Origin of the sequence: Streptomyces sp. NPDC051963 (assembly GCF_044593495.1) — a bacterium.
Lineage (GTDB): Bacteria > Actinomycetota > Actinomycetes > Streptomycetales > Streptomycetaceae > Streptomyces.
In genome coordinates this window covers 14,219-40,945 of the sequence record NZ_JBIUCC010000005.1, presented here as the reverse complement: position 1 = coordinate 40,945, position 26,727 = coordinate 14,219, and the positions used below count along the sequence as shown (strand labels likewise).

Here is a 26,727-nt window from a genome sequence, read left to right as displayed (position 1 = left end):
TGGCCGCGGCGGTTGCGGTTCAGCTCAGCAGGCGGTGCCTGACCGACGCGATGCCGTCCTCCCGGGCGGAACCGCTGCCCACGGCGGTTGCCGCTCGACTCAGCGGGCGCTGGACGACCGACGCGATGCCGTCCTCCCGGGCGGGACGGCTGGCCGCGGCGGTTGCGGTTCAGCTCAGCAGGCGGTGCCTGACCGACGCGATGCCGTCCTCCCGGGCGGAACCGCTGCCCACGGCGGTTGCCGCTCGGCTCAGCGGGCGCTGCACGACCGACGCGATGCCGTCCTCCCGGGCGGGACGGCTGGCCGCGGCGGTTGCGGTTCAGCTCAGCAGGCGGTGCCTGACCGACGCGATGCCGTCTTCCCCTGCGGAACCGCCGCCCACGGCGGTTGCCGCTCGACTCAGCGGGCGCTGCACGACCGACGCGATGCCGTCCTCCCGGGCGGAACCGCTGCCCACGGCGGTTGCCGCTCGGCTCAGCAGGCGCTGCACGATCACCGCGTTCCCGTCCTCCCCGGCGGAACGACCGCCCACGGCCGTTGCGGCTCAGCTCAGCAGGCGCTCCACGACCACCGCGATCCCGTCCTCCTCGTTGGAAGACGTCACCTCGTCCGCCACTGCCTTGAGCTGCTCATGGGCGTTGGCCATCGCCACCCCGTACGCTGCCCACCCGAACATCGGGACGTCATTGGGCATATCGCCGAAGGCAATCGTCTCCGTGGCCTTCACGCCCAGTCGACGCGCGGCCAGCGAAAGGCCCGTGGCCTTGGACAGGCCCAGCGGGAGCAGCTCGACGATGCCCTCGCCGGCCATGGCGACGTTGACGAAACCGCCCGCGGCCCGGCGAGAGGCTTCTGCCAGTTCGTCGTCCGACAGCTGAGGGTGCTGTATGTAGATCTTGTTCAGCGGGGCCACCCAGAGGTCGCTCGCGTCCGTGAACGGCGTCGACGGCAGCGTCCCCGTGACCGCGTAGCCCGGTCCGACCAGCACCTCGCCGTCCAGCCCGTCGCGGCTCGCCGCCAGGTACAGGGGCCCGACCTCGGCCTCGATCTTCGCGAGGGCCACGCCGGCCAGCTGCCGGTCCAGCGTCACCGACGTCAGGAGACGGTGCTCCCCGGCGTCGTACACCTGCGCGCCCTGGCCGCAGACCGCGAGGCCCTCGTAGCCGAGGTCGTCCAGGATGTGCCGGGTCCACGGGACCCCGCGGCCGGTCACCACGATGTGCGCGGCGCCGGCCTCCGTGGCCGCGGCGAGTGCCTCGCGGGTGCGCTGCGAGACCGACTCGTCGGAGCGCAGCAGCGTTCCGTCGAGGTCGGTCGCGATGAGCCGATAGGGGAAAGCGGCGCTCACTTGGCCACCGGCTCCAGGACCTCTCGGCCGCCCAGGTAGGGACGCAGCACCTCGGGCACGTAGACCGAGCCGTCGGCCTGCTGGTGGTTCTCCAGGATCGCCACGATCGTGCGCGGGACGGCGCACAGCGTGCCGTTCAGCGTGGCGAGCGGCTTGACCTGCTTGCCGTCGCGGAAGCGGATGGACAGGCGGCGGGACTGGAACTCGGTGCAGTCCGAGGTCGAGGTCAGCTCGCGGTACTTGCCCTGGGTCGGGATCCACGCCTCGCAGTCGAACTTGCGGGCGGCCGAGGAGCCCAGGTCACCGGTCGCGACGTCGATGACGCGGAACGGCAGCTCCAGCGACGTCAGCCACTGCTTCTCCCACTCCAGCAGGCGCTGGTGCTCGGCCTGCGAGTCCTCCGGGGCGACGTACGAGAACATCTCGACCTTGTCGAACTGGTGGACGCGGAAGATGCCGCGCGTGTCCTTGCCGTGCGAGCCGGCCTCGCGGCGGAAGCAGGGCGAGAAGCCCGCGTACCGCAGCGGGAGGCGGTCGGCGTCGATGATCTCGTCCATGTGGTACGCGGCGAGGGGTACCTCGGAGGTGCCGACCAGGTAGAGGTCGTCGCTGTCGAGGTGGTACACGTCCTGGGCGGCCTGGCCGAGGAAGCCGGTGCCCGCCATCGACTGCGGGCGGACCAGCGCCGGCGTCAGCATCGGTGTGAAGCCGGCGGCCGTGGCCTGTCCGATCGCCGCGTTGACCAGGGCGAGTTCGAGGAGCGCGCCGACTCCGGTCAGGAAGTAGAAGCGGGAGCCGGAGACCTTGGCGCCGCGCTCGACGTCGATCGCACCGAGCAGCTGGCCGAGCTCCAGGTGGTCCTTGGGCTCGAAGCCCTCGGCGCCGAAGTCGCGGATCGTGCCGTGCGTCTCCAGCTCGACGAAGTCCTCCTCGCCGCCCACGGGCACACCCGGGTGGACGAGGTTGCCCAGCCGGAGCAGCAACTCCTGGGTCTCGGTGTCGGCCGCGTCGCGCTCCGCGTCGGCCGTCTTGACGTCGGCGGCGAGCTGGCCCGCCTTCTTCAGCAGCTCGGCCTTCTCGTCCCCCGAGGCCTTGGGGATCAGCTTGCCGAGCGCCTTCTGCTCGGCGCGCAGCTCGTCGAAGCGGACGCCGGACGACCTGCGCCGCTCGTCGGCGGACAGCAGAGAGTCGACGAGCGCGACGTCCTCTCCACGGGCGCGCTGCGACGCACGCACACGGTCAGGGTCCTCACGGAGCAGGCGAAGGTCAATCACGCGGCCAAGGCTACCGGTGCGGACTGACGGCCCACGACTCACTATTCCGAGCGATGCCCGAACCGGGGCTTACGTTCAGTTATGAGTGAATTGCACCGTGTGTCAATAAAAGGTGTCTCACTCCCTGGAACGGGGCATCGGGGCGGCGCCTGGTTGACTCGATTTCCTTGCGGGGAACGGGACTTGGGGGGCCTGTTGTCCACAGGGCGCGACGGCCTTGAAGAGTTATCCACAGGCTGTGCGAAAGATCTGTGGATACAGCCAGTGATCATTCCGAATCGGGCTCGCGGGCCGAGGAATTCCTGAGTCAAACCGGCCCCACCCCCACTTTCGGGTGGAAATGGGTCGCCCCAAAGGATTGGCCAAAGTAAACGGGTGGACGAAGAGTGACCACTGGGGCTGTGGACGAACTTGTCCCCTGCGCGCCGATTTGTCGACTGAGTCGCGCTTCGTTGTCGACTTGTCCCCAGGTCGAGATGGCACCCTGTGGATAACTCCTGTGGATAACGTAAATCAGCAGGTAGGACTGGCCGAAACCCGTCCGCAACCCACGCGTCATGTGCCGTCTGCCCGCCCGTACCCGGGCTCAGAACCGCCCGTCCTGGCAGCGCGCCACCCAGTCCGCCGCCGACGCGAACTCCTCGTCCGAGGCCCACGACGACGGAGGCGGCACATCCCCGGGCTTGACGTCGGCGCGCGGATACGAACCGAGGAAGCGCACCTGGAGGCAGATCCGCTTGAGCCCCATGAGCGCCTCGGCGACCCGGCGGTCCGAGATATGGCCCTCGGCGTCGATGCAGAAGCAGTAGTTGCCGATGCCGGCCCCGGTGGGCCGGGACTGGAGCAGCATCAGGTTGATGCCCCGGGTGGCGAACTCGCCCAGCAGATCGCGCAGCCCGCCGGGGTGGTCGTCACGCTGCCACAGCACGACGGACGTCTTGTCCGCGCCGCTCGGCGCCGCGGGCCGGGCGGGCCGGCCCACCAGCACGAATCGCGTCTGGGCGTTCTCCGCGTCGTGGATCTCGGTCTCCAGGGCCTCCAGGCCGTACCGGGCGGCCGCGAACTCGCCCGCGAAGGCGGCGTCGTACTGGCCCTCCTGGACCAGACGTGCGGCGTCCGCGTTCGAGGCGGCCGACTCCCAGTGCGCGTCCGGGAGGTTGTTCTTCAGCCAGTTCCGCACCTGCGGCTGGGCCGCCGGATGGGCGGAGACCGTCTTGATGTCCGTCAGCTTCGTGCCCGGCCGGACCAGGAGCGCGAAGGTGATCGACAGCAGCACCTCGCGGTAGATCATCAGCGGGGCGCCCGCGACCAGCTCGTCGAGCGTGGTCGTGATGCCGCCCTCGACGGAGTTCTCGATCGGTACGAACGCGGCCTCGGCCTCGCCGCCGCGGACCGCGTCGAGCGCGGACTGGACGGACACGTAGGGGATCAGCTCCCGGGTGGCCGCCTCGGGAAGCGTGCGCAGGGCGACTTCGGTGAAGGTGCCTTCAGGGCCGAGATACGCATAGCTGGCTGGCATGACCTCACCCTAATGGGCCCCCGATGACGCGGCCCACGCATCTCACCGGGGCCCCACCGGCAGGGCTCTGTCACCCCTCCGGCAACTCTCACCCCTCCAGCAACTTCTGCCCCACGTACTGCCCCTCCGCCGCCCCGCCCGGCACCGCGAACAGTCCGCTCGCCTCATGCCGGATGAACTTCGACAGCGCGTCCCCCCGGTCCAGCTTCCGCTGCACCGTCACGAAGCCGCGCAGCGGATCCGCCTGCCAGCAGACGAACAGCAGCCCCGCGTCCGGCACCCCGTCCGCGTCGTAGCCGTCGTGGTACGAGAAGGGCCGCCGCAGCATGGCCGCCCCACCGTTCTGGTCGGGCCGGGTGATACGGGCATGGGCGTTGATGGGCACCACGAGATTCCCCTGGGCGTCCGTCTTCTCCAAGTCCATCTCGCTCGTCTCACTGCCCCCGGACAGCGCGGCCCCGTCGGACTTGCGGCGCCCGATGACGTCCTCCTGCGCCCTGACCGACAACTGCTCCCAGTCGTCGAGGAGCATGCGGATCCGGCGTACGACGGCGTAGGAGCCGTATCCCATCCACTCCGGGTCCTTCGCGCCCGACGCCGGCACGAAGATCCGCTGGTCGAAGTCGGACTCGCTCGGCTTGGGGTTGCGGGTGCCGTCGATCTGGCCCATGAGGTTGCGTGCCGTCATGGGGTGGGCGGTGGCGCCCGGCGAGCGGTTGAAGCCGTTCATCTGCCAGCGGATACGGGCCGCGCTGCCCGCGTCCCGCTGGAGGGCGCGCAGCGCGTGGAAGGCGACCAGGGCGTCGTTGGCGCCGATCTGCACCCACAGATCGCCGTTGCTGCGGTTCTTGTCGAGGTGGTCGGAGGAGAAGTCGGGCAGCGGGTCCAGGGAGATCGGCCGCTGTTTCTCCAGGCCGGTGCGGGCGAAGAAGCTGTGCCCGAAGCCGAAGGTGACCGTCAGCGAGGACGGCCCGGCATCCCGTGTGACGTCCGTGTCGTCCTGCTGGGCGGCCTCCCCCGCCATCAGCCGGCGGGCCGTCTCCGACCAGCGCTTCAGCAGCGCGGCCGCCTCCTTGCGCCCGGCGCCCGCCGTCAGGTCGAAGGCGACCAGGTGCCCGCGGGCCTGGAGGCCCTCGGTGATCCCGGGCTGATGTTTCCCGTGAAACATCACCTGTTCGGCGCCGAGCGAGGTGAGCGGCGTGGCCTCGGAGGGCGCCGACGCGTATCCCACGGCACCGCCCGCCGTGCCGAGGACGAGCCCGGTGGCGCCGGCGGTGCCGAGGAGCTTCCGCCGCGAAATGCCCTCTTCGGAGGCGGCCTTCCCCGGAGCCGGGTCAGCGCTGCGGGCCTCCGGAATGGACGTGTGGTCAGCCATGATGGACGTTCAGCCGATCTGCGCGTTCTTGTCGACGGTCACTTGGTCGATGTCGGAGGTCCGTACGGTCACGGCGATCTTCCACTCGCCCGCCATGGGGATCTGCACTCCGCTCGCCGACCAGTGGCCGGTGGTGATGTGGTCGGGGGTGACGGGCAGCGGCCCGATGTCCTTGGACTCCAGAGTGAAGGCGACCTTCACCTCGGGGACGTCGAAGGCCCGGCTGTTGGGCCGCGCCACATAGACGTGCATCTCGTTGGCGCCCACGCCCGCGGGGTCGAGGTCGACCGTGACGATGCCCTTGCCGTCCTTTCCGCCCGTGTCGAACGGCATGTCCAGGGTCAGCGCCCCGGAAGCCGAGTCCGAGGAGGAAGCCGCGGACGAGGTGGCCGCCTTGGCGTCCTCCTCCGTGCGCCCCGGCTCGGTCTGCGTCAGCACCGTGGTGACGGCGAGCAGGACGACGGCGACGCCCGCCTCCGCGAGCACGGAGCGCCGTAGCCCGAACCGGTTGGGATCGGAGTCCCGTGACCGCTTCTGCCGGGCCGCGTCCATCGCCGCCTGCTGCCGGGCGAGTTGCGCGGCCCGCTTGGAGTTGCCGCCCGCCCGGGCGCCGGCGGGCTCCTTCTCGACGACCTTGGCCCGCGCGGGCACCGTCTCCGCCAGCCGCGCCGTCCAGCGCCGCGAGATGTACGCGACGCCGACGAGCAGCGCCACGAGCCCGATCTTGACGAGCAGCAGCTGGCCGTACGTCGTGTCGGTGAACGCCGACCATGAGCCGAGCTGGCGCCAGGACTGGTAGATCCCGGTCGCGACCAGCGCGACGACGCTGCCGAAGGCGACGGTCGAGAAGCGGCGTACGGCGGCGCTGTCGAGCGGGTTGTCCGTGGGCGCCCGGTACAGCGCGAGGAGCAGTGCGGTGAGCCCGCCGAGCCAGGCCGCGACGGCGAGCAGATGGACGACGTCGACCGGCATCGCGATCGCGGCCTGGATCCCGACCGAGGCATGCTCGGACATCGCCCAGCTCGCCGCGAGCCCGGCGGCCACCACGACCCCGCCGACCGCGAGCCCGAAGGTCAGGTCCCGCTTCTCCTCGTCCTCCCGTTTGTCGTACGCCCCGAACAGCACCGAGATGAACAGCGCCGCCGCGGCGAGCAGCAGCAGCCGGGAGACGAGGGCCGCGCCGGTCTTGGTCTGGAGCACCTGCCCGAGCAGCTCCAGGTCGAAGATGTCGCCGACCTTCCCGCTGCTGGTGTAGGAGCCGCGCAGGAGCAGCAGCCCGAGGGTGGCCGCGGTGAGCGCGACCCATCCGGAGACGACGAGCCGTTGCAGGGCACGCACCCCGGAGCCGCGCTGCCAGCAGGCCAGTACGAAGGCGGCCCCGCCGACCAGCACGATGAAACCGGCGTACGACATGTACCGCCCGAACCCGTACAGCCAGCCGACGACCCCGCCGCCCACGGTCTCCTCGGCCACCGAGACGGAGGTGGACGAGGGGGCGCCGATGGAGAAGGTGTAGGCGCCGGCGACGGGATGGCTGTCCGCGGAGACGACCTGGTAGGAGACGGTGTACGTGCCGTCGGGCAGGCCGCTGTGCAGCTTCACGGCGTACGTCGTCCCGCTCAGCTCGGACGCGGCACCGCTGTCGACCCGCTTGCCCTTGGGGTCGAGCACGCGCAGCGAGTCGTCGGACAACGAGACCTGCTCGGAGAAGGTCAGCGACACCTGGGCCGGAGCCTTGTCGACCACCGTCCCCTGCTGGGGGTCGCTGCCGGTCAGCGCGGCATGCGCGGAGGCCTGCCCGGCCCCGGCGAGGAGCAGCCCGGTCGCGGCCAGGAGCAGCAGCACCAGGGTCCTCAGGCGGGGGGCGATGGTCTGTGTCACAGGTGGATCCCTCCCTCAGTGCCCGGTCTTCGGGTTGTACGTCGCCGACTTCACCGGCATCTCAACCGTGATCGGGTCGGACTCCGCGAAGTGCAGTTCGACGGACAGCGTCTGGCCCTGCTTCGGCTTCCGCTTCAGCTTCTCGAACATCAGATGGTTTCCGCCGCTCTTGAACACGAGTTGACCGTGTGCGGGTACGTCGAGGGAGGTGACCTCCTGCATCGACGAGTCGACGGTCTCGTGCACGGTGACCTCGCCGGCGTCGCTGGTGACGGAGGTCAGTTCGTCCTTCGTGCCGCCCTTGTTGTCGATCGTCAGGAAGCCCGCCGCCATGGAGTCGGAGACCGGCTGCGGCATGTAGGCGGTGCCGACGGACAGTTCGGGCTCGGTGTCCGCGGAGGCCGAGCCGCCGCAGCCGGCCAGGGTCAGGGTGCCCACCAGGGCGGCGGCGGTCGCGGCGAGCCGCCTCACGGGTTCTCACCCTTGATCAGCTTGGGGAGGTCCGTGGTGTAGTCGTCGACGGTGGCGTCCTCGCCGTACAGGACATAACCGCCGTCGGTCTTCGGGGAGAAGGCGATCACCTGCGTGCCGTGCGTGGAGACGATCTTGCCCTTCTCCTTGTGCGGCGGCTCGATGGAGATGCCCAGGGTGCGGGCGCCGGCCTGGATGGTGGCGAAGTCGCCGGTCAGGCCGACCACTTGCGGGTCGATGCCCTTGAGCCACTTGCCGAGCGCCGCCGGGGTGTCGCGGTCGGGGTCGGTGGTGACGAACACGACGCGCAGCTCGTCCTGCTCGGCCTTGGACAGCTGCTTCTTGGCGACGGCGATGTTGTTCATCGTCAGCGGGCAGACGTCGGGGCAGTTGGTGTAGCCGAAGTAGATCAGGGTCGGATGGCCCTGGGTCTCCTTGCGGAGGTCGTACGACTTGCCGCTCGTGTCCTTGAGGACGAGGTCCGGCTTCTCGAAGGGTTGGTCGAGGACGGTGGCGGCCTTGTCCGAGCCGGCCTCCTCGGAGACCACGGCGACGGGTGCGTTGCTGTCACCGCTGCCGCAGGCGGAGAGGGTCAGGGTGGCGGCGGCGAGCAGCGCGGCCGCCGCGAACGTCTTCTTGCGCATATAAAAATGTCCCAGATGTGTGAACTCCGGTGCGCGCCGGGGGCGTACGGACGCTGATGAGGTCCGTTGCACGCGCCCCAGCGCGCACCGAGGGGGAAGGGCTCAGGCGTTGTCGGTGCGCCGACGGCCGGCGAGCACGCCGTACGCCACGCCCACCACGCCGACGACGATGCCGACGACGCCGAGCACGCGGGCGGTGGTGTCGCTGCTGTCGGACTCGGCGGCGGCGGTGGTGGTGGTCGAGGCGGCGGGCTCCTGGCTCGATTCCTCGCTCGCCTCCGCGCCGTGGTGGCCGTCCTCGGTGGCGGCGGACAGGGCGAGCACCGGAGCCGGGTTCTCGGGCTCCTCCTGGCCCTCCTGCTGCTCCTCGATCCAGCGCACGACGTCGCCGTTGGAGTAGGTCTGGAGCGCCTTGAAGGTCAGTTCGTCGGCGTCCTCGGGCAGCGCGCCGATGGAGACCGGGAACTTCTCGAAGAAGCCGGGCTGGATGCCCTTGGCGGTGCCCGAGCCGGTCGCCGTCCAGGTGACCTTGGTGATCGCCTCGGAGATCTTCTCGCCGTGCGACTCGACGGGCTTGGCCAGCTTGGACTTGGTGGTCTTGATGCTCCAGCCCTGGACCGGCTCCGGCATCACGGACGCCAGCGGGTGGTCGGTCGGGAAGTTGACCTCGAGCTTGGTGGTCGAGGCGTCGTCGCGCTCGTTGGGGACCTTGAAGTCGATGACCGCGTAACCGCCCTTGGCGGCAGCGCCCTCGGGCTGCACGCTGACGTGCGCGAACGCGGGGGAGGACAGGACGACGACGGCCGAGGCGGCGACGGCACCGGCGGCGGCGAGACGAGAGGCCTTCATAGGGGCACTCCACTTCAGGTGAGAGTCAGCGGATTTCCGGTGAGGAAGAGGGGTACGCGCGCGTGGAGGCTCATCGAAGACGAGCCCCGGGAATCACAGGCACGCACGTGTGCCGCGCGACGGCGACCTCTCCGGATCCGTACTCGGTACGAAGGGAAAGCGAAGTGGAGGCTGCGTCGCGTCAGGCGGCGAGGACGAGCCCGGTGGCGGGCGGGCCGCGCCTGATCACCGTGTGCTGGAGTGCGGTGGTGTGGGGCCTCGGTGGCGCGGGCGGCACGGTGCGCGGCAGGCGCGGACCGGCTTCCGGTGCGGTCGGCAACCCGGCGCACAGTGCGCGCGCCAGCGCGAGCGCCCCGCGCAGGGACCGTACGAGCGCCGCCTCGGCGACCCCGTGTGCCGACAGCTCGATGAGCCGCAGCAGCGCCAGGTCCCCCCGGCGCAGCAGCCACCCGGCGGCGATCGCCGCGAGGACATGCCCGAGCAGCATCGGCAGCGACGGCAACAGGGACATGGCGGAGTCCGCGGGCACGGCGACGGCGTCCGACGCATGATGGGTGGGCATGTCCATCGGGTGGAGGCGTGCCTCGGTGAGGATCTGCTGGGCCTGCGCGGGGCTGATCGCCGCCGCCGCGGACCCGCACACGATGCGCGCGGCCTGCGCGACCAAGGTGGTGTCGGTCGAGGACGGGACGGTGGAGCCGTGTTGCCCCAGTCCGAACAGCGCGTGCAGCACCACCTGCCCGAGCGTGAGCAGCGTCGCGATCCCCGGCAGCGAGCGCGCCCGCCCGGCGAGCGGCGCCGCCACCATGAAGACCCCCAGGAATCCCGCGCCCAGCGTCCACAGCGGCACCGTGGCGCAGGAGGCGAGGGTGTGCCCGGCGGCGGCCAGCACGACGCAGACCGCGGCGAACACCGCGGCCCTCAGGATCCGGAGATCACGTCCGGAGCGCGCCCGGCGCTGGTGGGGGGCAGTCATGGCGGGCCCAATCATTGCACTGGCCTTATGGGTCCCATACGGCAGGTCCGCAAGATGGCGTACGACCCGAAGATCACCTTCTGGTACGAGCCGCCCGCACATGTCCCGCGCACTCTCACCCCGGATGCGCTGTTCAGTGCCACCCGCATACACCGACTGCCACCTGCGGCGCATCGGCCGTATGGGCGGCATCACGTCAACGATGCGCTTACACCCGGGCACTTACGGCAATACGTAACGGTATGTCGAGCCGCGGCCAGGAGGCTGGAGCATGAGCATCTGGTGGTCACTCCATCTGCGGCGCGAGGCTGCGAGCGTTCCGCTCGCCCGGCGGCTCCTGCTCGGCACCATGGAGAGCGCGGGCGTCGACCCCGACATCTCGTACGACCTCTCCGTCGCCCTCACCGAGGCCTGTGCGAATGCCGTGGAGCACGGCGGCGACACCGGGCACGGCGGTTCCTCGGAGGCCTACCGCGTCACCGCCTACCTCGACGGCGAGAAGTGCCGCATCGAAGTGGTCGATTCAGGGCCGGGCTTCACCGGCCCGCCGAGCGTGCGCACCTCCCGCAGCGAAGCCGAACACGGCCGCGGCCTGTGGCTCATCCGGGAGCTCGCCGACCACGTCCAGATCGGCAACAAACCGGGGCGGGGGGGCGCTGTGGTGAGCTTCGACAAGATCCTCAAGTGGAAGAAGGACGCCCAGTTGGTCGCGGTGTAGCCGCGCCGGATCCGGCCCACCGACGGTGACGAGATCTCCTTGATCTCTAGGCTGGACGGATGGAGACAGGAACCGAAGAGCTGCCGGGTGGTGTGACACTGCGGCTCACCGCCCCGTCGGACGCGTCCGCGCTCTGTGCGGCCTATATCGAGAACCGGGACTTTCTCGCTCCCTGGGAGCCGCGCCGCCCGGAGAGTTTCTTCACCGTCGAGGGTCATGCGGAACGCATCGAGGCACGGATGCGGGAGTTCACCGAGGGCCGGACGGTCCCCTGGGTCCTCGACTCCGGCGACCGGATCGTCGGGACCGTCAATCTGACCGGCATCACCCTGGGGCCCTTCTGCAGCGCCTACCTCGGGTACTGGATCGCCGCCGACCACCAGGGCCGCGGTCTGGCGACCGCCGCCGTGGAGCAGGTGTGCCGCATCGCACGCGACAGCGTCGGACTGCACCGGATCGAGGCCACCACGCTGCTGGACAACACCGGATCCCAACGTGTGCTGGCGAAGTGCGGATTCGAGCCGATCGGCACCGCCCCGCGCTACCTCCACATCAACGGAGAGTGGCGCGACCACCGGATGTTCCAGCGGATCCTGCACGACGACGACCCGCGACTGTGAGGCTTCAGCTTCCTCGGCATTCACAGCCGACGCACAGCGCCGTCAAATCTCCCTGACGGGCGCCGTCCATACGTTCCGGACCGTGACGGGAAACCACAGGGACAACACGATCACCAGCGGCGCGGACGGTACGTCGCCGCCCGGTACCCCGCCGAGCGACGCCCCGTCGGCCGCGGCGTCTTCGTAGGCACGACGATGACGAGCCGCGAGGACGAGACGCTGGCGCAGGCCGCCGTGGCCGCGCTGACCGGACAGCTGGCGCTCGCTCCCAAGCCCGGCCTGCCCGACCCACGTGACCTCGGCGCCCGCGTCACACGGGTGGACCACTGCGCCCTGCGCTGGTCGGCCAAGGCGCTCGCGCCCGGCCTCGCGGCGATGGCCGCGGCGGCCCGCCGCACCGGCGAGCCCACTCCCGGACTACGTGCCGAACTGGGCGCGATAGGGCGCTGCACCGAACACTCCGTGGGGCTCGCGGGCGGCGGTCACCGGGGTGCCCTGTGGGCGCTCGGCCTGCTGGTGGCCGCGGCCGCCCTCGACCCCCGTGCCCGGGCGCTCGACGTGGCCGCAGCCGCCAAGCGAATCGCCGCCCACCCCGACAAGCGCGCCCCGCGCAGGCCCTCCCGGGGCTCCTCGGTGTCCGCCAAATACGGCGCGGCGGGCGCCCGCGGCGAGGCCCGCGCCGGATTCCCGCACGTACGGCGGGCGTTGGACGCGCTCACCACGTCCCGCTCGGCCGGCGCCACAGAGGGCGAGGCCCGGCTCGACGCCCTGCTCACCGTGATGTCCACCCTCCAGGACACCGAGCTGCTCTACACGGCGGGCCCGCTGGGCCTGCGCCATGTCCAGGCGGGCGCGAGGGGTGTCATGGAAGCGGGCGGTACGGCGACGGAGGCGGGCCGGGACGCCTTGCTCGCCCTCGACACCGACCTCCACACGCGCGCGTGGAGCCCCCGCGGCAGCGCGGGGCTGCTGGCGGGAGCCCTGTTCCTGGACTCGCTTCCGACGACGGTCGGTTGACGAGCGGGGGTCGCCTGACACACGCAGGTGCAGGGTGACGCCGCCAGGGGCGCGGGGAACGGCGCGACCAGCCACGAAGCACCCGCACCCGAAACTCAACCCTTCAGCGAAGCCATCCACGCCTCGACCTCGTCGGACCGGCGAGGAAGCCCGGCCGACAGATTCCGGTTCCCGTCCTCCGTCACCAGAATGTCGTCCTCGATCCGCACACCGATGCCCCGGTACTCCTCCGGCACGGTCAGGTCATCGGCCTGGAAGTACAGCCCCGGCTCGACCGTCAGGCACATCCCCGGCTCCAAGGTGCCGTCGACATACGTCTCGGTCCGCGCGACCGCACAGTCATGGACGTCGAGGCCGAGCATGTGCCCGGTGCCGTGCAACGTCCACCGCCGCTGAAGCCCCAGCTCCAGCACCCGCTCCACCGGCCCCTCGACCAGCCCCCACTCGACGAGCCGCTCGGTCAGCACCCGCTGCGCTGCGTCATGGAAGTCCCGGTACTTCCCACCCGGCTGGACCGCCGCGATCCCGGCCTCCTGGGCCTCGTACACGGCGTCGTAGATCTTCTTCTGGATCTCGCTGAACCGCCCGTTGATCGGCAGTGTGCGCGTGACGTCGGCCGTGTACAGCGTGTGCGTCTCGACGCCGGCGTCCAGCAGCAGCAGCTCACCGGAGCGCACGGGTCCGTCGTTGCGCACCCAGTGCAGCGTGCAGGCGTGCGGGCCGGCCGCGCAGATGGAGCCGTAGCCGATGTCGTTGCCCTCGACGCGCGCGCGGAGGAAGAACGTGCCCTCGATGTACCGCTCGGAGGTCGCCTCGGCCTTGTCGAGGACCTTCACCACGTCCTCGAAGCCACGCACGGTGGAGTCGACGGCCTTCTGGAGCTCGCCGATCTCGAACTCGTCCTTGACCAGCCGCGCCTCGGACAGGAAGACCCGCAGCTCCGCGTCCCGCTCGGCGGTGACCTTGTCGTGCAGAGCGGCCTCGATGGCGGCGTCGTAACCCCGCACGACGCGGACCGGACCCGTGGCCTCCGTCAGCGCGTCGGCCAGCTTGCGCACGTCCGCGGCCGGGATGCCGTACAGCTTCTCGGCCTCGCTCAGCGAGTGCCTGCGGCCGACCCACAGCTCGCCCTGGCCGGAGAGCCAGAACTCGCCGTTCTCGCGGTCGGAGCGCGGCAGGAGGTAGATCGTCGCCTTGTGGCCGTCCGCGACGGGCTCCAGGACGAGCACGCCGTCCTCGGTCTGGTTCCCGGTGAGGTACGCGTACTCGACGGACGCCCGGAAGGCGTACTCGGTGTCGTTCGAGCGGGTCTTCAGGTTGCCCGCGGGGATCACCAGCCGCTCGCCCGGGAAACGCGCCGACAACGCGGAGCGCCGCGCGGCGGTCTCGGCGGCCTGGACGATCGGCCGCAGGTCGCGCAGCTCCGTGTCGGCCCAGCCGGACTTCATGTTCTCGGCCAGCTCGTCGGACACGCCCGGGTACAGGCCGTTCTTGCGCTGCTTGATCGGCTTCTCCGACTCAGTCTCCGGGGTCTCCGGGGTGAGTTCGTCGGCCACGGTCATCCTCCTAGATACGGCACTGGACCCCGTCCATCGTACGGTCGCGAGGAAGGGGGCCCAGGGTCGGAAGACCTGTTACCGGCAGCTACCGGAAACCAGCGGCCGGTTACTCGAAACGAGCGGCGAGCAGGACGACGTCCTCCGCCGACTCCGCTTCGTCCTGCCCGTCCGGCAGCACGGTCCGCAGGATGTGGTCGGCGATGGCGTCCGGGTCCCGGCGCAGCGCCCTGGGCACTCCGGCCGCCGCGGCGTGCAGCCGGGCGAAGGCGCGGTCGGTGGGGTCGCCGGTGCGGTGCAGCAGCCCGTCGGTGTACAGCAGCACCGTCTCCCCGGGCTCCACCTGGAGTTCCACGCTCGGCGCCTCCCAGCAGGCGAGCATGCCCAGCGGCGCGGACACGGAGGTCTCCACGAACTCCGTGCGCCGCTCGCCGATCAGCAGCGGCGGGCTGTGTCCGGCCCCGGCCAGCGTGATCTTGCGCAGCGCGGGCTCGCAGTAGGCGAACAGGGCGGTGGCGGACCGGGCGGGCTCGGTGAGCCTGAGGAGCAGCTCCAGGTCCGACAGGACGGCGACCGGGTCCTCGCCCTCCATCACGGCGTACGCGCGCAGGGACGCCCGCAGTCGTCCCATCGCGGCGATGGCGCTGGGCCCGGAGCCGGTCACGGAGCCCACGGCCAGGCCGAGCGCGGCGTCCGGCAGCGGCAGCGCGTCGTACCAGTCGCCGCCGCCACGCGGGCCGGTGCGGTGCCGGACGGCGAGCTGCATGCCGGCCACCCGCGGCAGCCGTGAGGGGAGCAGTTCCTCGGCCATCGTCGTCAGGCACGCGCGCGTGCGCTCGACTTCGAGCAGCCGGGCCAGATGCTCGGTGGCGTAGCGGGCGTACAGGCCGACGAGGTGCCGCTGTCGCTCGACCGGCTCGGCGGGCTCGTCGTAGAGCCAGACGGCGGCGCCGAGGCAGCCGGCGGTGGTGGTGGACAGGGGGAGGGCGTAGCTGGCGGCGTAGCCGAGGCGGGCGGCGACCTCGCGGTGCCGGGGGTCGAGGCCGTCCTCGGCGAACAGATCGGGCTGGGCGATCTCGCTCGCGCTGCCGGGCAGGCCGTCGAGGATCCGGCCGAAGGGCATCGCACCGCGCGGCACGGTCTCGATGTGGCCGAGATCGGCGCGGGCGAGGCCCAGGCCGATGGTCGTGTCCGGCCCCAGTCCGTCGCCGGGTTCCAGCACGACGAGACCGCGCCGGGCGCCCACGAGGGCGGCTCCGGCGCGCAGCACTTCCTGGAGGGCGTCCGCCAGTGCGTCGGTGCGGGTCAGGCGTTCGGTGAGTTCGTGGAGGGTCGTCAGATCCGAGACCCAGCCGGCGAGGCGGTCCTGGAGCAGTGCGCCTGGAGGGTTGGGAGAGGGTACGGCTGTGGTGGCCGTGTTTTCGGAGGCCGCGGGCGCGGGCGCGACAGTGTGTGCGGGCGAGGGAACCGTTGAATCGATTCCAGCCACTTTCGGAGCGTGCGGGGCGGTCATGGCGTCCGGCTTTCCGACCGGTGCGTATTGCTCGATAGCATCGCAAACCCCCATGTCATTCTGCGCCGCTAGCAGTGTCTCCACATGTACACGCACTCGTGAGGGGATGTCCAGCATTGTCCTGCTGGGATTCCTGGTGTCCGTGGGGTTTCGGTAGACCTCTTGCGGAATAGCAAAGTTGGCTTAAAACTGCCTCGGGTAACGCCCTATTGCGGTCGACTGGCCTTGCTCCACAGAGCGTCACAGCGGTCGTGATGGGTACGTACTCGGTGAAGGCCAGGGGTGGTTGGGAACCACCCGGAACCTGGCGACGGACCCGGGCGTCTTAGCCACCGACGACCGTGCCCCATCCTCCCGTGGCGGAGGCGAAGAGAAACACGCGCGACAGCAAAACGCCAGACTTCGCCACCCCACGCCACGCCCGTGCTTTCGAACGACGCAGTATGGACGAGGCTGCCGCGGAAGCTGCAACGCTCGGCCCATAGGGGTTCCCCATGCCTGAGGCAGGGGTGTGATGCGCCAATAGGTACGCACAGTGAAGTGATCGACACATGGTGTGATGTGGTCCACGGTGTTGCCAGCGGTGCAACGGAAAGGAACGAGCGCTCATGCGCGAGATCCTCGGAAAGCGACGCAGGCTCCTGTCCCAGCACAATGACGGGAGGCCTGACTTGATCGGCGCCGCCCTGACCTACGCGGCCGAATGGCAGTGGCCCGTACTCCCGGGCGTGGCGGCGGACCCGCAGGGGCGCTCCCGCTGCGCCTGCCCCGACCCGGAGTGCACGGTGCCCGGCGCACACCCCTTCGACCCAGGCCTCCTCGCGGCCACCACCGACGCGCGCATGGTGCGCTGGTGGTGGACCAACCGGCCCGCCGCGCCGATCGTCCTGGCCACCGGCGGGACGGCTCCGTGCGCGGTGTCCCTGCCCGCCCTGCCGGCCGCCCGCGCCCTGGGCGCGCTCGACCGCATGGGCATGCGCCTCGGCCCGGTCGTGGCCTCGCCCACCCGGTGGGCGCTGCTCGTGAAGCCGTACTCCATGGAGCAGCTGGGCGAACTGCTGTACGCCCAGGACTTCGTCCCGGGCTCCCTCCGCTTCCACGGCGAGGGCGGCTATCTGGCACTGCCCCCGTCCGAAACCGGTCTGGGGCAGATCCGCTGGGAGCGCGCACCACTTCCCGGCTCGGCCTCCCCGTGGGTGCCCGACGTCGAGGCCGTGGTGGACGCGGTGGTTGAAGCACTCACTCGTACGGGTGTGAGCGCGCCCGAGTTGTAAGGGTGTCGGGCGCGCGTGGAACCGAGCGCCCCATTCTGGTCGTTATCGTCCCCTTCATGAACATTCGCCTACTCGCCCTCGCGGGCGTGGCGGCATGCGCGATCGCGCTGCCGCTGGCTGTTGCGTCCGCGGGGCCCGTGGGCGACCGGGACGCCGACGACGTACGGCCGTCCCGTCGCGCTGACGCCAAGGCCCCCTCCGCCGAACCCACCGACCCTCCGGGGTTGCTCGGCCTGGGCCTGGCCACCGCCGCCCGCTGTGGTCCCGAACTCACCTCGCCCGACGGCATCGAGGCGCAGACCTGTGTGATGACCCAGGGCGAGACCACCTGGGCGCGCACCTACTACCGCAATGTGACCGGCGGCGCGCTGGACTCCGTGCTGAGCCTCATGGGGCCGGGCGGGCGCACGCTCCAGATGCGCTGCATGATCGACGCCGGGGACGAGCCGGCCACCTGTGAGACGCCGCGTGAGCGCACGCGGGGGAACCTGGATGCCTACAGCGCGGTTGCGGAGTTCGCGGCTCAAGCCGGGCAGGGGCCGCTGCTGCTGCGGTCGGGGAGCAACTCCGGGGCGCCTGCGGGCGGTTGACGGACGACGGGGTTTCTCCCTCGCGCCCGGCCTCGCACCGTCTCGGGGAGGCCCGCACAGAAAGACCCGGTTGCTGGCGACGGGGGATGCACCAGCAACCGGGCTACTGGAACGGTAACAAGAGATCGGCTGTTCGCAAATTCGATCTCGCGTTTTGCTCGGCTATTCGGACACCGACTTGCCTGCCGCAACGGGGAGTTGTGGACGGAGTCGGCCGTTCCGTCAAGGCGTGCTCCGGCTGACCGACCGGTCAGCCGGAGCTGTGAGTTCAGCTGAGCGTGACCTGTCGGTTGGTCAGGCCGCCGCGCGCGCGGCGCTCGTCGGCGGTGAGCGGAGCGTCCGAGGCCAACGCGGTGGCGAGACGCTCGGCGAACTCGGCGGCCGGCTTCTCGATGTCCTGTGCGGTGACCCCGCTCGGCAGGTCCCAGACCGGGACGGTGAGCCCGTGACCGCGGAAGGAGCCCACCAGCCGGGTGCCCTCCCCGAGGCTCGATCCCCCGGCGGCGTGCAGCCGCGCGAGGGCGTCCAGAAGCTGCTCCTCCGGGTGCGGCATGACCCACCGAAGGTGGTTCTTCTCCGGCGTCTCGCACCAGTACGCGGCGTCCACGCCGGTCAGCTTCACGGTCGGGATGGCCGCGGCGTTGGCCCGCTCCAGGGAGGCGGACACCTCCGGAGTGGCGTTCTCCGCGTCCGGGACCCAGAACTCGAAGCCCGGGTGCACGACTGGCTCGAACGCGCCTTCCGGGTCGAGCAGATCCTGCAACCGCGGACCGTCGGCCGGCGCGCGGCGACTCTGCACGGGTGTGCCCGGCTTGGCGGTGAGGGCGCGCTGGAGGGTGTCGGCGAGGTCGCGGCTGATGTCGCCGGACGCCGTGTCGTTCTGAAGGCCGAGCAGGACCGAGCCGTCGTCGCGGCGCAGCGCGGGCCAGGCCATCGGCAGGACCGTGGCGAGGGTGACCGAGGGGATGTCCTCGGGGAGGCCTTCCTTGAGCGTCAGCTCCACCGTGGCGGCGGGGACCAGCTCACGCAGCGCCACCCAGTCGCATTCGCCCGGCAGGCCCTCGAACGGGCGCTGCACCAGCTCGGTCACCGCCTGTGCGGCGGCCCGGCCGTGGCACGCCTTGTAGCGGCGGCCGCTGCCGCAGGGGCAGGGTTCGCGGGCACCGACAACCGGGATCTCACCGTCCGTGAGCTGCGGCCGCGGGGCCTTGGTCTGGAGTCGCTTCTTGGCCATCTTGGGTGTCTCCCGGTTACGGCTCGTCTCGTACGGCGGGAGCCTAGCCGTTTACGCCACGACCGACGGGAACCCTGTGGACAACGCGGCCGACCCTCCCCCACTCTCGGCTTCGCGGGGGGCCTCATGAGCGGGGGACCCTCGGCGTCCTGCGGACCGGTGCTTCAGTCCCGGTCGTCGAAGGCGTTCGCGAAGTCCAGGTCGGGTATCGCGGACACCCGCGGAGCGGTGACACGCGTAGCGAAGTCGTCGCGCCGGTGGCCTGCGGACCTGTCGTGCACGTCGTCGTGGACCACGACCCACACCGTGACCTCGCCGCGGGCGTCGTCCCGGACGCCCCAGTCGTCGGCCAGTGCGGTGATGATGTTCAGCCCGCGGCCGCCGTGCGCGGTGACCGAGGGCGTGGCCGGAGCAGGGCGGGTGGGCCCACCACCGTCCGTCACCTCGACCGTGAGCCTGCCGCGCGTGTCCACCTGCCATGCGGCCCGGACGTCACCGTCCCCGGACAGGGCGTCGCCCAACGGTCGGCCGTGCTTGCACGCATTGCTCAAGAGTTCGGAAAGAATCAATACGGCATCGTCGATGACCGCTTCCGCCACACCACCCGTGCGCAGCTGATCGCGCATACGGTGTCTCGCTTCGCCCACGCCCGCAGGGCCATGGGCTACGGCCATGCTCGACGACGTGGGCACCTCCTGTGCCACCACCAACGCCACCCCCGAGACCTCCTTTGCCCCACGCCACGGTGTGGATGCCCCATTGGCCTGAACCGGAAACCGGCCAATGCACGTGCAGTGACGCATTCGCAACGATCGAATACGGATCGAACGCGCCGGAGCACTCCCTGTAACCGTGTGGCTGAATTTCGCCGGTGTGGCCGAGATCGGAGAATGCTGTAGGAGGCCTGTGGGGGTCAAGCTTCGTTTCATGGTTCACCGACCGAGCTGGTGCAGCACCTCGCGCGGTCGGTTGGTGATGATGGCGTCGATGCCCAGGTCGACGCAGAGATCGACGTCCTGGGGCTCGTTCACGGTCCAGACGTGAACCTGATGGCCGGCTCGCTTCAGGCGCTCGACATACGCCGGGTGGTTGCGCACGATCCTGATCGAAGGGCCCGCGAACCGGACACCCGCGGGCAGCCGTCCGTCCCGCAGCCGGGGTGAGACGAACTGCATCAGATAGACCGTCGGCAGCGTCGGCGAGGCGGCTCGCACGCGGTGCAGCGAGCGGGCCGAGAAGCTCATGATCCGTACCTGGGACTCCGCCGGTGTGGCGGGCGCGTCCAGCCCGAAGCGCTTCAGGAGGAGCAGCAGCCGTTCCTCGACCTGGCCCGCCCAGCGGGTGGGGTGCTTGGTCTCGACGGCCAGCTCCACCCGGCGGCCGGTGTCGGCGATGAGTTCGAGCAGCCGCTCCAGGGTCAGCACGGAGGTGTCCTCCGGGTCCTCGGGCAGATGCTCCCAGTCGGGCTCCTCGTCCCGCATCCGCCAGGAGTCCCGGTTCTTCCAGGAGCCGAAGTCCAGGGCCGCCAACTCGGCGAGCTCCAGGGCGGAGACCGCTCCACGGCCGTTGGAGGTGCGGTTGACGCGGCGGTCGTGGACGCACACGAGATGGCCGTCGGCGGTCAGCCGTACATCGCACTCGAGGGCGTCCGCACCGTCCTCGATCGCCTTCTTGTACGCGGCCAGGGTGTGCTCGGGCGCCTCTTCCGAGGCCCCGCGGTGGGCGACGACTTGAATCCGGTGCTGTCGTGCAGGGGTCACCGCGTCATGGTGCCACCGCCACGGGGTAGACGTGACGGCGCGACCCCACTCTCTCGCGCGCACGAGACCTCGGTCGCACGCGCGCGTGGCGACCGGGGAGTCGAGATGCGCCACCCGTGCCCGAAAGGTCCTATATAAGGGATGGCCTCGGACGCACAGGGACCGCTTATGGTGCTCTGACGGCCGTTGGGAAAAGCTGGCGGCATACAAAAGCACATGCACAGCTGAATCGCGCCGGACCGACGACAAGCGTGAAAGAGCGTGACCGAGTGCGACCGAGAACAACAGCCGTGGATCGAGGAGAAGAGCTGTGAGCACCGAGAACGAGGGCACTTCGGTACCCCCGGCCCCGTCCGCACCTCCCGTGCCGGTGGAATCTCCTGCAGCTTCCGCGCAGCCGGCCGCGCCGACGGCTCCCATACCGGCGGTGCCGGCGGGCACCCCGGAACATGAGCCGGCCCACACCGCGCCCGCCTACGCATCGGCCGGATCCCCCGGCCCCGACACTCCCCAGGGCAGCGGTTCCGCCCCGGACGCCTCTTGGCCGCCCCCGCCGCCGGCCACCCCGACGTACGCCGACTCGGGCGCCGCGGGAGTGGGTTCGTACGCCGACGGGGGTGCCGGAGGTGCAGGCTCGGGCTGGGGCGCCGGCTACCCGCCGCCCGCCCCCAAGCCGCGCAGCGGACGCGGTGGTCTGGTCGCCGCGATCCTGGTGGCCGCGCTGGTCGCGGGCGGCCTGGGCGGCGGCCTCGGCTACACCCTGGCCAAGAACAACGACGACGGTAACTCCACGACCGTCGCCGCCTCCGACAGCGGCGGCTCCGTCAAGCGCGACGCGGGCACCATCGCGGGCGTGGCCGACAAGGCGCTGCCGAGCACCGTCACCATAGAGGCCGAGTCCTCCAGCGGTGAGGGCGGCACCGGCACCGGCTTCGTCTTCGACACCCAGGGCCACATCGTCACCAACAACCACGTGGTGGCCGAGGCGGTCGACGGCGGCAAGCTGACGGCGACCTTCCCGGACGGGAAGAAGTACGACGCCGAGGTCGTCGGCCACGCGGCGGGTTACGACGTCGCGGTCATCAAGCTCGAGAACGCCCCGTCGAACCTGAAGCCCCTGACACTGGGCGACTCCGACAAGGTGGCCGTCGGCGACTCCACCATCGCCATCGGCGCCCCCTTCGGCCTGTCCAACACGGTGACGACGGGCATCATCAGCGCCAAGAACCGCCCCGTGGCCTCCAGCGACGGCACCGGCAGCAACGCGTCCTACATGAGCGCCCTCCAGACCGACGCCTCGATCAACCCGGGCAACTCCGGCGGCCCGCTGCTGGACGCCCAGGGCAATGTCATCGGCATCAACTCCGCGATCCAGTCCACCAGCAACGGCGGCCTGGGCGGCACCGCCCAGTCCGGCTCGATAGGGCTGGGCTTCGCCATCCCGATCAACCAGGCCAAGTACGTCGCCCAGCAGCTGATCAAGAATGGCGAACCGGTCTACGCCAAGATCGGTGCCTCCGTCTCCACGGAGGACACCACCGACGGCGCCAAGATCGTCGACCAGGCCACCAGCGGCTCGGACGCGGTCGAGGCGGGCGGCCCCGCCGACAAGGCCGGCCTCAAGCCCGGCGACGTCATCACCAAGCTCGACAACACGGTGATCGACTCCGGCCCCACCCTGATCGGCGAGATCTGGACCCACCAGCCCGGCGACAAGGTCAAGATCACCTACACCCGCGGCGGCCAGACCCAGACCGTCGACCTCACCCTCGGCTCCCGAGTCGGAGACAGCTGACCACCACGCACGCGTGCCAACCCGTTACTCTTGTCCCCGCGCAGCCGATCAGCGGCCGCGCGGGGTGGGTTGCCCGAGCGGCCTAAGGGAACGGTCTTGAAAACCGTCGTGGCAGCGATGTCACCGTGGGTTCAAATCCCACACCCACCGCGCAGATTGACGGCCCCCGACCAGGTGACTTGGTCGGGGGCCGTCGTGTTGCGCGCTGTCTGTGAGTGACCGTCGTTCCTCGATCCGTCCGCTCCCCGCGGGCCCGCGGAAAGGGACGCGCGCGTACGTCACCGTCGGCAGCGGCGCCTCACACCCTCGGCACCCTCATGGCTGGTGCCCCGTCATCCGTGCCGCTGACGCGATCGTCGCGCGGGCCTCGCGTTCGTTGAGGCCGGTGTTGAGGGCTGCTTCGACGAACGGTTCGACGAGGTCGGGGCCGATGCCGTCCTCGTAGGCGCGGCAGGCGGCCCAGAACAGGCGGGTGTTGCGTTGTCCCTCGTGGGCGGCGAGGACGAACTGGACGAGGCCCTGGCCGTGTCCGCCGGTCGACGGGGGTGTGGGGTGGTGGGTGCGGGGCGGTGGGAGGAGGAGGCGCAGGAGGGCGGGGGGACAGGCCGCGGGGGCGAGGTGCGCGGTGCCGGGGGCGGTGCTGTAGACGCCGTACTCGGTGCGGGAGCCGGGGCCGACGAGGTAGCCGCCGGCGCCGCGGATGTCGATGCCGGGGGCCAGACGGCCCGCGGAGTTGGGGACGACGACGTCGGGCGGGCCGCTGAGCCAGAGGTGACGGCCGCCGCTGGGGGTCAGGACGACGACGGTGTCGGGGATGGTGAACAGGTGTCGTAGGGCAAGTTCGCGCAGGGCGGCCGAGGAGTCCGTACCCGACTTGGTGTCCAGGTCGATGCCGATCAGATGGTGCGGGGGCAGGCCACAGGCGATGCCGTAGCCGGTGGCCCAGGGTGCGGCGGCGAACAGTTCGCGGATGCGCGCCGGGTCGGTCGAGGCGTCGTACACCCCGTGTCCGAAGTGACCGCATTCGCCATGGCAGAGGGGTGTGGTGGGGTCGTCGCGGTGAGGGGAGCGCAGGGCCGGGAGTTTCGTCCGGGACAGGGGGATGACAGCCAGGCCGCGCTCCGCGGCTGACAGGGCGTGTGCGAGGGCCAGCGTCGTGGCCTGCCGGTCGGTGGTGGCCATGCCTCTATGTTCGTACGCGTGTTCGAAAAAGGGAAGAGCGGTCGAGCGCGACTCGCCGGGGCGGGCAGGTTGGCCGGAAACGCGCCGGAACGCTTCGCCCCTTGTGGCGCTTGGGGAGGGAGTGTCCGGCCTGCCCCGGCCTGGGACTCAAGGTGACCAAAGGGGTTTATCGACTTGTCATCACGCTTCAGGGCGAATCGGGGCTTCCGGGGTGGTTCGCCGGGGATTCGGTGGGCAACTCTGATCTCGCGACGTCGTGCACAACACCGAGGCGGTCGGCCAACTGCCTTGGTAACAGCCGTAGTTCACGTACCACGCGCACTTTCGGCTCGGCAGCCGGTGCGTCCTTTGTTCTGGAGGAACAACATGGCAAGCATCCGTACCGCCCGCGTCATCGCCGCCGTTTCCGCCCTCCCGCTCGCCGCGGCACTGTTCGCCGGCATCGCGACGGCGGACAACGGCGCCATCGCGGACGACGGATCGAACGCGACCGTCACCGAGGCCTCCGCGGGCATCATCGGCAGCGGCGTAGGCGACGACAACAACGGCAACTCGTCCACCACGCAGCAGCAGGCGGTCGGCTCCGGCGCCTCGAACCAGAGCAACACCGCCCAGGTCGACGGCTCCGCCTTCACGGCCATCAACCAGGGGAACGAGAACGTCGCCGTCAACTTCCTCCCCCTCTGGTGAGCCGGGAGGGCCGGCCCTCGGGTGCCGGTCCTGAAGTCCCGTGTGGGGTGTGCTCTGTGGGGTGGTAACACGTCAGCGCGGCGGTGCTTCGGCACCGCCGCGCAGGCGTTTTTGGCACGAGGCGCGCAGGCGTTTTTGGCACGAGGTGCGCAGGCGTTTTTCGGCACGAGGCGGGCGGGTCTCTGCCGTGCGGGACGGGGTGTTCTCCGTACGGGACGCGGGGTGTTCTCCGTGCGGGGACAGGGAGTTCTCCGTGCGGGACGGGGCTGTTCTCCGTCTGGGAGCGACGACCTTGACAGGGCACGGCATCTGACGGACAGTCAGAAACTCCTCGCCCTTACGACGCCCCGGAGGGCCGCCACCGTGCACCTTGCCCCCACCGAGCGCCAGCAGCGGCTGCGCGCCGAGCTGCGTACGTACTTCCGGGACCTCATGCCGGACGGGCCACCGGCGGCGGACGAGCACGCGCGCGTGCGTGCACTGCGCCGTCGTATCGGCGCCGACGGCTGGCTCGGGCTCGGATGGCCCGTCGAATACGGCGGTCAAGGCCGGGGCGCGGACGAGCAGTTCGTCTTCTTCGACGAGGCGTACCGGGCGGGCGCGCCCGTCTCCATGGTCACCCTGAACACGGTCGGGCCGACGCTGATGAAGTACGGCAGCGAGGAGCAGAAGGCAGCCTTCCTGCCGGGCATTCTGCGCGGGGAACTCGTCTTCGCGATCGGCTACAGCGAGCCGTCGGCAGGAACCGACCTGGCATCGCTGCGGACCCGGGCGGTACGGGACGGCGCCGGGGACTGGGTCGTCGACGGCCAGAAGATCTTCACCTCGGGCGCCCAGCACGCCGACTGGATCTGGCTGGCCTGCCGGACCGACCCCGACGCCCCCAAGCACCGCGGCATCTCGGTCCTCCTCGTCCCCACCGACGCCCCCGGCTTCTCCTGGACGCCGATCGAGACGGTCGGCGGGCAGACCACGACGGCCACGTACTACGACGACCTCCGCGTCCCGGCCGGGAATCTGGTCGGCGCGGAGAACGAGGGCTGGACGCTCATCACCAACCAGCTCAACCACGAGCGGGTCGCCCTCGCCGCGCTCGGCATGCAGGCCGAGGATTTCTACGCGGCCGCGCTGCATGCCGTACGCACCCCCGATCCGGTGACCGGAAGGCGCCGGGTTGACGAGCCGTGGGTGCGGTCGCAGTTGGCCGAGGCACATGCCCGGCTGGCGGCATCGCGCCTGCTCAGCTGGCGTTTGGTGGGGGATGTGGGAGCGGGCGGACTCGCGCCCGGCGACGCGAGCGGCGTGAAAGTCGCGGGAACCGAATCGGCCGTGGCGGTGTACCGAATATGTCAGCACGCGATCGGGACGGACGGGCTGGCAGGGCTGGTTCGTTCGGGGTCGCCGGGGGTGTTCGGGGACGGCGAGCTGGAGCGGCTGAACAGGGCGGCGCAGATCAACACATTCGGGGGCGGGGTGAGCGAGGTGCAGCGGGAGATCGTGGCGACGATGCGGCTCGGGATGACGAGGGGGCGGCGGTGACCGACGAGTTGGGGGTGCGGCTGAAGACGTATGAGGGGCAGGCGTCCGCCGTCGTGGGCGTGGGCAGGGATCCGGTCAACGAACCGATGATCCGGCACTGGTGCGAAGCACTGGGCGACACCAATCCGGCGTATGCGGGACCGGACGCCATCGCCCCGCCCACCATGCTCCAGGCGTGGACCATGGGCGGCCTCTCCGGCCACGCGGGCCGCTCGCCGGCGTATGACGAACTGCTCGCCCTCCTGGACGAGGCGGGCTGCACCTCGGTCGTCGCCACCGACTGCGAGCAGGAGTATCTGCACCCCCTGCGGCCCGGGGACGAGATCACCTTCGACTCGGTGATCGAGTCGGTGTCGGACCGCAAGACGACGAAGCTGGGCACGGGGTATTTCGTCACGACCCGTATGGACGTCCGGGTGGGACCGGAGGTGGTCGGCAGGCACCGCTTCCGCATCCTCAAGTACGCCCCCGCGCGGACAAAGCCGAAGGCCGCCCGCCCCCGACCGGTGATCAACCGGGACAACGCCGGCTTCTGGGAGGGAGTGGAGCGACAACAACTCCTCATCCAGCGGTGCACCGACTGCGCGACCCTGCGTTTTCCCTGGCTGCCGGGCTGCAATGCATGCGGGGGCCTGGACTGGGACACGGTGGAGGCGATCGGGGAGGGCACGGTCTATTCGTATGTGGTGATGCACCACCCGCCGTTCCCGGCCTTCGACCCCCCCTACGCGGTCGGCCTGATCTCGCTCGCGGAAGGCGTGCGGATGATCAGCAATGTGGTGGGGGTGCCGTACGACAAGGTTCGCATCGGACTGCCGGTACGGCTCGAATTCCAGCGGTACGAAGACGCCGACGGAGCGCTGGTGCTGCCGGTCTTCCGGGTTCACGAGGGCGAGGCCTGA

The 26,727-nt window shown here is 70.6% G+C and carries 25 protein-coding genes and 1 tRNA gene; 10 read left to right on the top strand and 16 right to left on the bottom strand.

Annotated elements, in window-relative coordinates:
* Window positions 1-319 precede the first annotated feature (319 nt).
* The 10 genes from ACIHFB_RS20910 to ACIHFB_RS20865 all read right to left on the bottom strand — a co-directional run bounded on the left by ACIHFB_RS20910 (window position 320) and on the right by ACIHFB_RS20865 (window position 10,337).
* The gene (locus ACIHFB_RS20910; RefSeq protein WP_400127576.1) at window positions 320-496 is read right to left on the bottom strand and encodes a hypothetical protein; all 177 of its coding nucleotides are present in this window, start codon (window positions 494-496) and stop codon (window positions 320-322) included.
* A gap of 48 nt (window positions 497-544) precedes the next feature.
* Window positions 545-1,348 carry an HAD family hydrolase gene (locus ACIHFB_RS20905; protein ID WP_365271473.1) on the bottom strand — a complete coding sequence of 268 codons (804 nt, stop codon included), beginning with the start codon at window positions 1,346-1,348 and terminating at the stop codon, window positions 545-547.
* Window positions 1,345-2,622 carry a serine--tRNA ligase gene (gene serS, locus ACIHFB_RS20900; RefSeq protein WP_365271471.1) on the bottom strand — a complete coding sequence of 426 codons (1,278 nt, stop codon included), beginning with the start codon at window positions 2,620-2,622 and terminating at the stop codon, window positions 1,345-1,347. The genes ACIHFB_RS20905 and serS overlap by 4 nt, the downstream gene beginning before the upstream one ends.
* A gap of 586 nt (window positions 2,623-3,208) precedes the next feature.
* Complete coding sequence (pheA, locus tag ACIHFB_RS20895) at window positions 3,209-4,141, bottom strand: prephenate dehydratase (RefSeq protein WP_365271468.1); 933 nt, start codon at window positions 4,139-4,141, stop codon at window positions 3,209-3,211.
* 88 nt (window positions 4,142-4,229) lie between these two features.
* Window positions 4,230-5,516, bottom strand: coding sequence for an iron uptake transporter deferrochelatase/peroxidase subunit (efeB, locus tag ACIHFB_RS20890; RefSeq protein WP_400127575.1), 1,287 nt, complete (start codon window positions 5,514-5,516; stop codon window positions 4,230-4,232).
* A 9-nt stretch (window positions 5,517-5,525) separates the two neighbouring features.
* Entirely contained in the window at window positions 5,526-7,397 is a 1,872-nt protein-coding gene (locus ACIHFB_RS20885; RefSeq protein WP_365271463.1) for a copper resistance protein CopC, read from the bottom strand.
* Between the two features lie 15 nt (window positions 7,398-7,412).
* On the bottom strand, window positions 7,413-7,868 hold the full coding sequence (locus tag ACIHFB_RS20880) for a copper chaperone PCu(A)C (RefSeq protein ID WP_365271460.1): 456 nt from the start codon (window positions 7,866-7,868) through the stop codon (window positions 7,413-7,415).
* On the bottom strand, window positions 7,865-8,512 hold the full coding sequence (locus ACIHFB_RS20875) for an SCO family protein (protein ID WP_365271457.1): 648 nt from the start codon (window positions 8,510-8,512) through the stop codon (window positions 7,865-7,867). The genes ACIHFB_RS20880 and ACIHFB_RS20875 overlap by 4 nt, the downstream gene beginning before the upstream one ends.
* Before the next feature lie 102 nt (window positions 8,513-8,614).
* Window positions 8,615-9,361 (bottom strand): YcnI family protein, encoded by a 747-nt coding sequence (locus ACIHFB_RS20870; protein ID WP_365271454.1) that lies wholly within the window; start codon window positions 9,359-9,361, stop codon window positions 8,615-8,617.
* A 181-nt stretch (window positions 9,362-9,542) separates the two neighbouring features.
* Window positions 9,543-10,337: a hypothetical protein gene (locus ACIHFB_RS20865; RefSeq protein WP_365271451.1), complete on the bottom strand. Its 795-nt coding sequence runs from the start codon at window positions 10,335-10,337 to the stop codon at window positions 9,543-9,545.
* Window positions 10,338-10,608: 271 nt separating this feature from the next.
* Here ACIHFB_RS20865 and ACIHFB_RS20860 point away from each other — a divergent pair, with 271 nt between their 5' ends.
* The 3 genes from ACIHFB_RS20860 (at window position 10,609) to ACIHFB_RS20850 (ending at window position 12,692) form a co-directional block, all read left to right on the top strand.
* A complete protein-coding gene (locus ACIHFB_RS20860; RefSeq protein ID WP_365271448.1) occupies window positions 10,609-11,055 on the top strand; it encodes an ATP-binding protein in 447 nt (148 codons plus the stop codon).
* Window positions 11,056-11,114: 59 nt separating this feature from the next.
* Window positions 11,115-11,675: a GNAT family protein gene (locus tag ACIHFB_RS20855; RefSeq protein WP_365271445.1), complete on the top strand. Its 561-nt coding sequence runs from the start codon at window positions 11,115-11,117 to the stop codon at window positions 11,673-11,675.
* A 195-nt stretch (window positions 11,676-11,870) separates the two neighbouring features.
* The gene (locus ACIHFB_RS20850; RefSeq protein ID WP_365271442.1) at window positions 11,871-12,692 is read left to right on the top strand and encodes a triphosphoribosyl-dephospho-CoA synthase; all 822 of its coding nucleotides are present in this window, start codon (window positions 11,871-11,873) and stop codon (window positions 12,690-12,692) included.
* 95 nt (window positions 12,693-12,787) lie between these two features.
* Here ACIHFB_RS20850 and ACIHFB_RS20845 read toward each other — a convergent pair whose 3' ends face one another.
* Together ACIHFB_RS20845 and ACIHFB_RS20840 are read right to left on the bottom strand one after the other, a co-directional pair.
* Entirely contained in the window at window positions 12,788-14,254 is a 1,467-nt protein-coding gene (locus tag ACIHFB_RS20845; RefSeq protein ID WP_365271439.1) for an aminopeptidase P family protein, read from the bottom strand.
* A gap of 103 nt (window positions 14,255-14,357) precedes the next feature.
* Window positions 14,358-15,878, bottom strand: a complete 1,521-nt coding sequence (locus ACIHFB_RS20840) for a PP2C family protein-serine/threonine phosphatase (protein WP_365271436.1) — start codon at window positions 15,876-15,878, stop codon at window positions 14,358-14,360.
* Window positions 15,879-16,369: 491 nt separating this feature from the next.
* Here ACIHFB_RS20840 and ACIHFB_RS20835 point away from each other — a divergent pair, with 491 nt between their 5' ends.
* Together ACIHFB_RS20835 and ACIHFB_RS20830 are read left to right on the top strand one after the other, a co-directional pair.
* Window positions 16,370-17,035 carry a bifunctional DNA primase/polymerase gene (locus ACIHFB_RS20835; RefSeq protein WP_400127574.1) on the top strand — a complete coding sequence of 222 codons (666 nt, stop codon included), beginning with the start codon at window positions 16,370-16,372 and terminating at the stop codon, window positions 17,033-17,035.
* Between the two features lie 56 nt (window positions 17,036-17,091).
* Window positions 17,092-17,625 (top strand): hypothetical protein, encoded by a 534-nt coding sequence (locus ACIHFB_RS20830; protein ID WP_365271430.1) that lies wholly within the window; start codon window positions 17,092-17,094, stop codon window positions 17,623-17,625.
* Between the two features lie 268 nt (window positions 17,626-17,893).
* Here ACIHFB_RS20830 and ACIHFB_RS20825 read toward each other — a convergent pair whose 3' ends face one another.
* The 3 genes from ACIHFB_RS20825 to ACIHFB_RS20815 all read right to left on the bottom strand — a co-directional run bounded on the left by ACIHFB_RS20825 (window position 17,894) and on the right by ACIHFB_RS20815 (window position 20,619).
* Window positions 17,894-18,859, bottom strand: coding sequence for a DUF5926 family protein (locus tag ACIHFB_RS20825; protein ID WP_400127573.1), 966 nt, complete (start codon window positions 18,857-18,859; stop codon window positions 17,894-17,896).
* A 164-nt stretch (window positions 18,860-19,023) separates the two neighbouring features.
* A complete protein-coding gene (locus ACIHFB_RS20820) occupies window positions 19,024-19,662 on the bottom strand; it encodes an ATP-binding protein (RefSeq protein WP_400127572.1) in 639 nt (212 codons plus the stop codon).
* 129 nt (window positions 19,663-19,791) lie between these two features.
* Complete coding sequence (locus ACIHFB_RS20815) at window positions 19,792-20,619, bottom strand: glycerophosphodiester phosphodiesterase (protein ID WP_365271422.1); 828 nt, start codon at window positions 20,617-20,619, stop codon at window positions 19,792-19,794.
* Between the two features lie 310 nt (window positions 20,620-20,929).
* Between ACIHFB_RS20815 and ACIHFB_RS20810 the strand changes: the two genes are divergently transcribed.
* Together ACIHFB_RS20810 and ACIHFB_RS20805 are read left to right on the top strand one after the other, a co-directional pair.
* Entirely contained in the window at window positions 20,930-22,414 is a 1,485-nt protein-coding gene (locus tag ACIHFB_RS20810) for a S1C family serine protease (protein ID WP_400127571.1), read from the top strand.
* A 63-nt stretch (window positions 22,415-22,477) separates the two neighbouring features.
* Window positions 22,478-22,564: transfer RNA gene (locus ACIHFB_RS20805), tRNA-Ser, on the top strand.
* Between the two features lie 165 nt (window positions 22,565-22,729).
* On the opposite strand, the gene ACIHFB_RS20800 is transcribed toward ACIHFB_RS20805, so the two are convergent.
* Complete coding sequence (locus tag ACIHFB_RS20800) at window positions 22,730-23,596, bottom strand: bifunctional DNA primase/polymerase (protein ID WP_400127570.1); 867 nt, start codon at window positions 23,594-23,596, stop codon at window positions 22,730-22,732.
* Between the two features lie 366 nt (window positions 23,597-23,962).
* Between ACIHFB_RS20800 and ACIHFB_RS20795 the strand changes: the two genes are divergently transcribed.
* From ACIHFB_RS20795 to ACIHFB_RS20785, 3 genes are all read left to right on the top strand, one after another.
* Window positions 23,963-24,286 carry a hypothetical protein gene (locus ACIHFB_RS20795; RefSeq protein WP_210592196.1) on the top strand — a complete coding sequence of 108 codons (324 nt, stop codon included), beginning with the start codon at window positions 23,963-23,965 and terminating at the stop codon, window positions 24,284-24,286.
* Between the two features lie 363 nt (window positions 24,287-24,649).
* Entirely contained in the window at window positions 24,650-25,825 is a 1,176-nt protein-coding gene (locus tag ACIHFB_RS20790; RefSeq protein WP_365271412.1) for an acyl-CoA dehydrogenase family protein, read from the top strand.
* Entirely contained in the window at window positions 25,822-26,727 is a 906-nt protein-coding gene (locus tag ACIHFB_RS20785; RefSeq protein WP_365271409.1) for an OB-fold domain-containing protein, read from the top strand. The genes ACIHFB_RS20790 and ACIHFB_RS20785 overlap by 4 nt, the downstream gene beginning before the upstream one ends.

Bases quoted from the DNA above. Each gene is read 5' to 3' on its own strand.
- ACIHFB_RS20870 (WP_365271454.1), bottom strand. From the start codon at position 9,361: ATGAAGGCCTCTCGTCTCGCCGCCGCCGGTGCCGTCGCCGCCTCGGCC.
- ACIHFB_RS20865 (WP_365271451.1), bottom strand. From the start codon at position 10,337: ATGACTGCCCCCCACCAGCGCCGGGCGCGCTCCGGACGTGATCTCCGG.
- ACIHFB_RS20840 (WP_365271436.1), bottom strand. From the start codon at position 15,878: ATGCTGGACATCCCCTCACGAGTGCGTGTACATGTGGAGACACTGCTA.
- ACIHFB_RS20800 (WP_400127570.1), bottom strand. From the start codon at position 23,596: ATGGCCACCACCGACCGGCAGGCCACGACGCTGGCCCTCGCACACGCC.
- ACIHFB_RS20855 (WP_365271445.1), top strand. From the start codon at position 11,115: ATGGAGACAGGAACCGAAGAGCTGCCGGGTGGTGTGACACTGCGGCTC.
- ACIHFB_RS20795 (WP_210592196.1), top strand. From the start codon at position 23,963: ATGGCAAGCATCCGTACCGCCCGCGTCATCGCCGCCGTTTCCGCCCTC.
- ACIHFB_RS20860 (WP_365271448.1), top strand. From the start codon at position 10,609: ATGAGCATCTGGTGGTCACTCCATCTGCGGCGCGAGGCTGCGAGCGTT.
- pheA (WP_365271468.1), bottom strand. From the start codon at position 4,141: ATGCCAGCCAGCTATGCGTATCTCGGCCCTGAAGGCACCTTCACCGAA.
- ACIHFB_RS20825 (WP_400127573.1), bottom strand. From the start codon at position 18,859: ATGGCCAAGAAGCGACTCCAGACCAAGGCCCCGCGGCCGCAGCTCACG.
- ACIHFB_RS20850 (WP_365271442.1), top strand. From the start codon at position 11,871: ATGACGAGCCGCGAGGACGAGACGCTGGCGCAGGCCGCCGTGGCCGCG.
- ACIHFB_RS20835 (WP_400127574.1), top strand. From the start codon at position 16,370: ATGCGCGAGATCCTCGGAAAGCGACGCAGGCTCCTGTCCCAGCACAAT.
- ACIHFB_RS20875 (WP_365271457.1), bottom strand. From the start codon at position 8,512: ATGCGCAAGAAGACGTTCGCGGCGGCCGCGCTGCTCGCCGCCGCCACC.
- ACIHFB_RS20845 (WP_365271439.1), bottom strand. From the start codon at position 14,254: ATGACCGTGGCCGACGAACTCACCCCGGAGACCCCGGAGACTGAGTCG.
- ACIHFB_RS20830 (WP_365271430.1), top strand. From the start codon at position 17,092: ATGAACATTCGCCTACTCGCCCTCGCGGGCGTGGCGGCATGCGCGATC.
- ACIHFB_RS20820 (WP_400127572.1), bottom strand. From the start codon at position 19,662: ATGCGTCACTGCACGTGCATTGGCCGGTTTCCGGTTCAGGCCAATGGG.
- efeB (WP_400127575.1), bottom strand. From the start codon at position 5,516: ATGGCTGACCACACGTCCATTCCGGAGGCCCGCAGCGCTGACCCGGCT.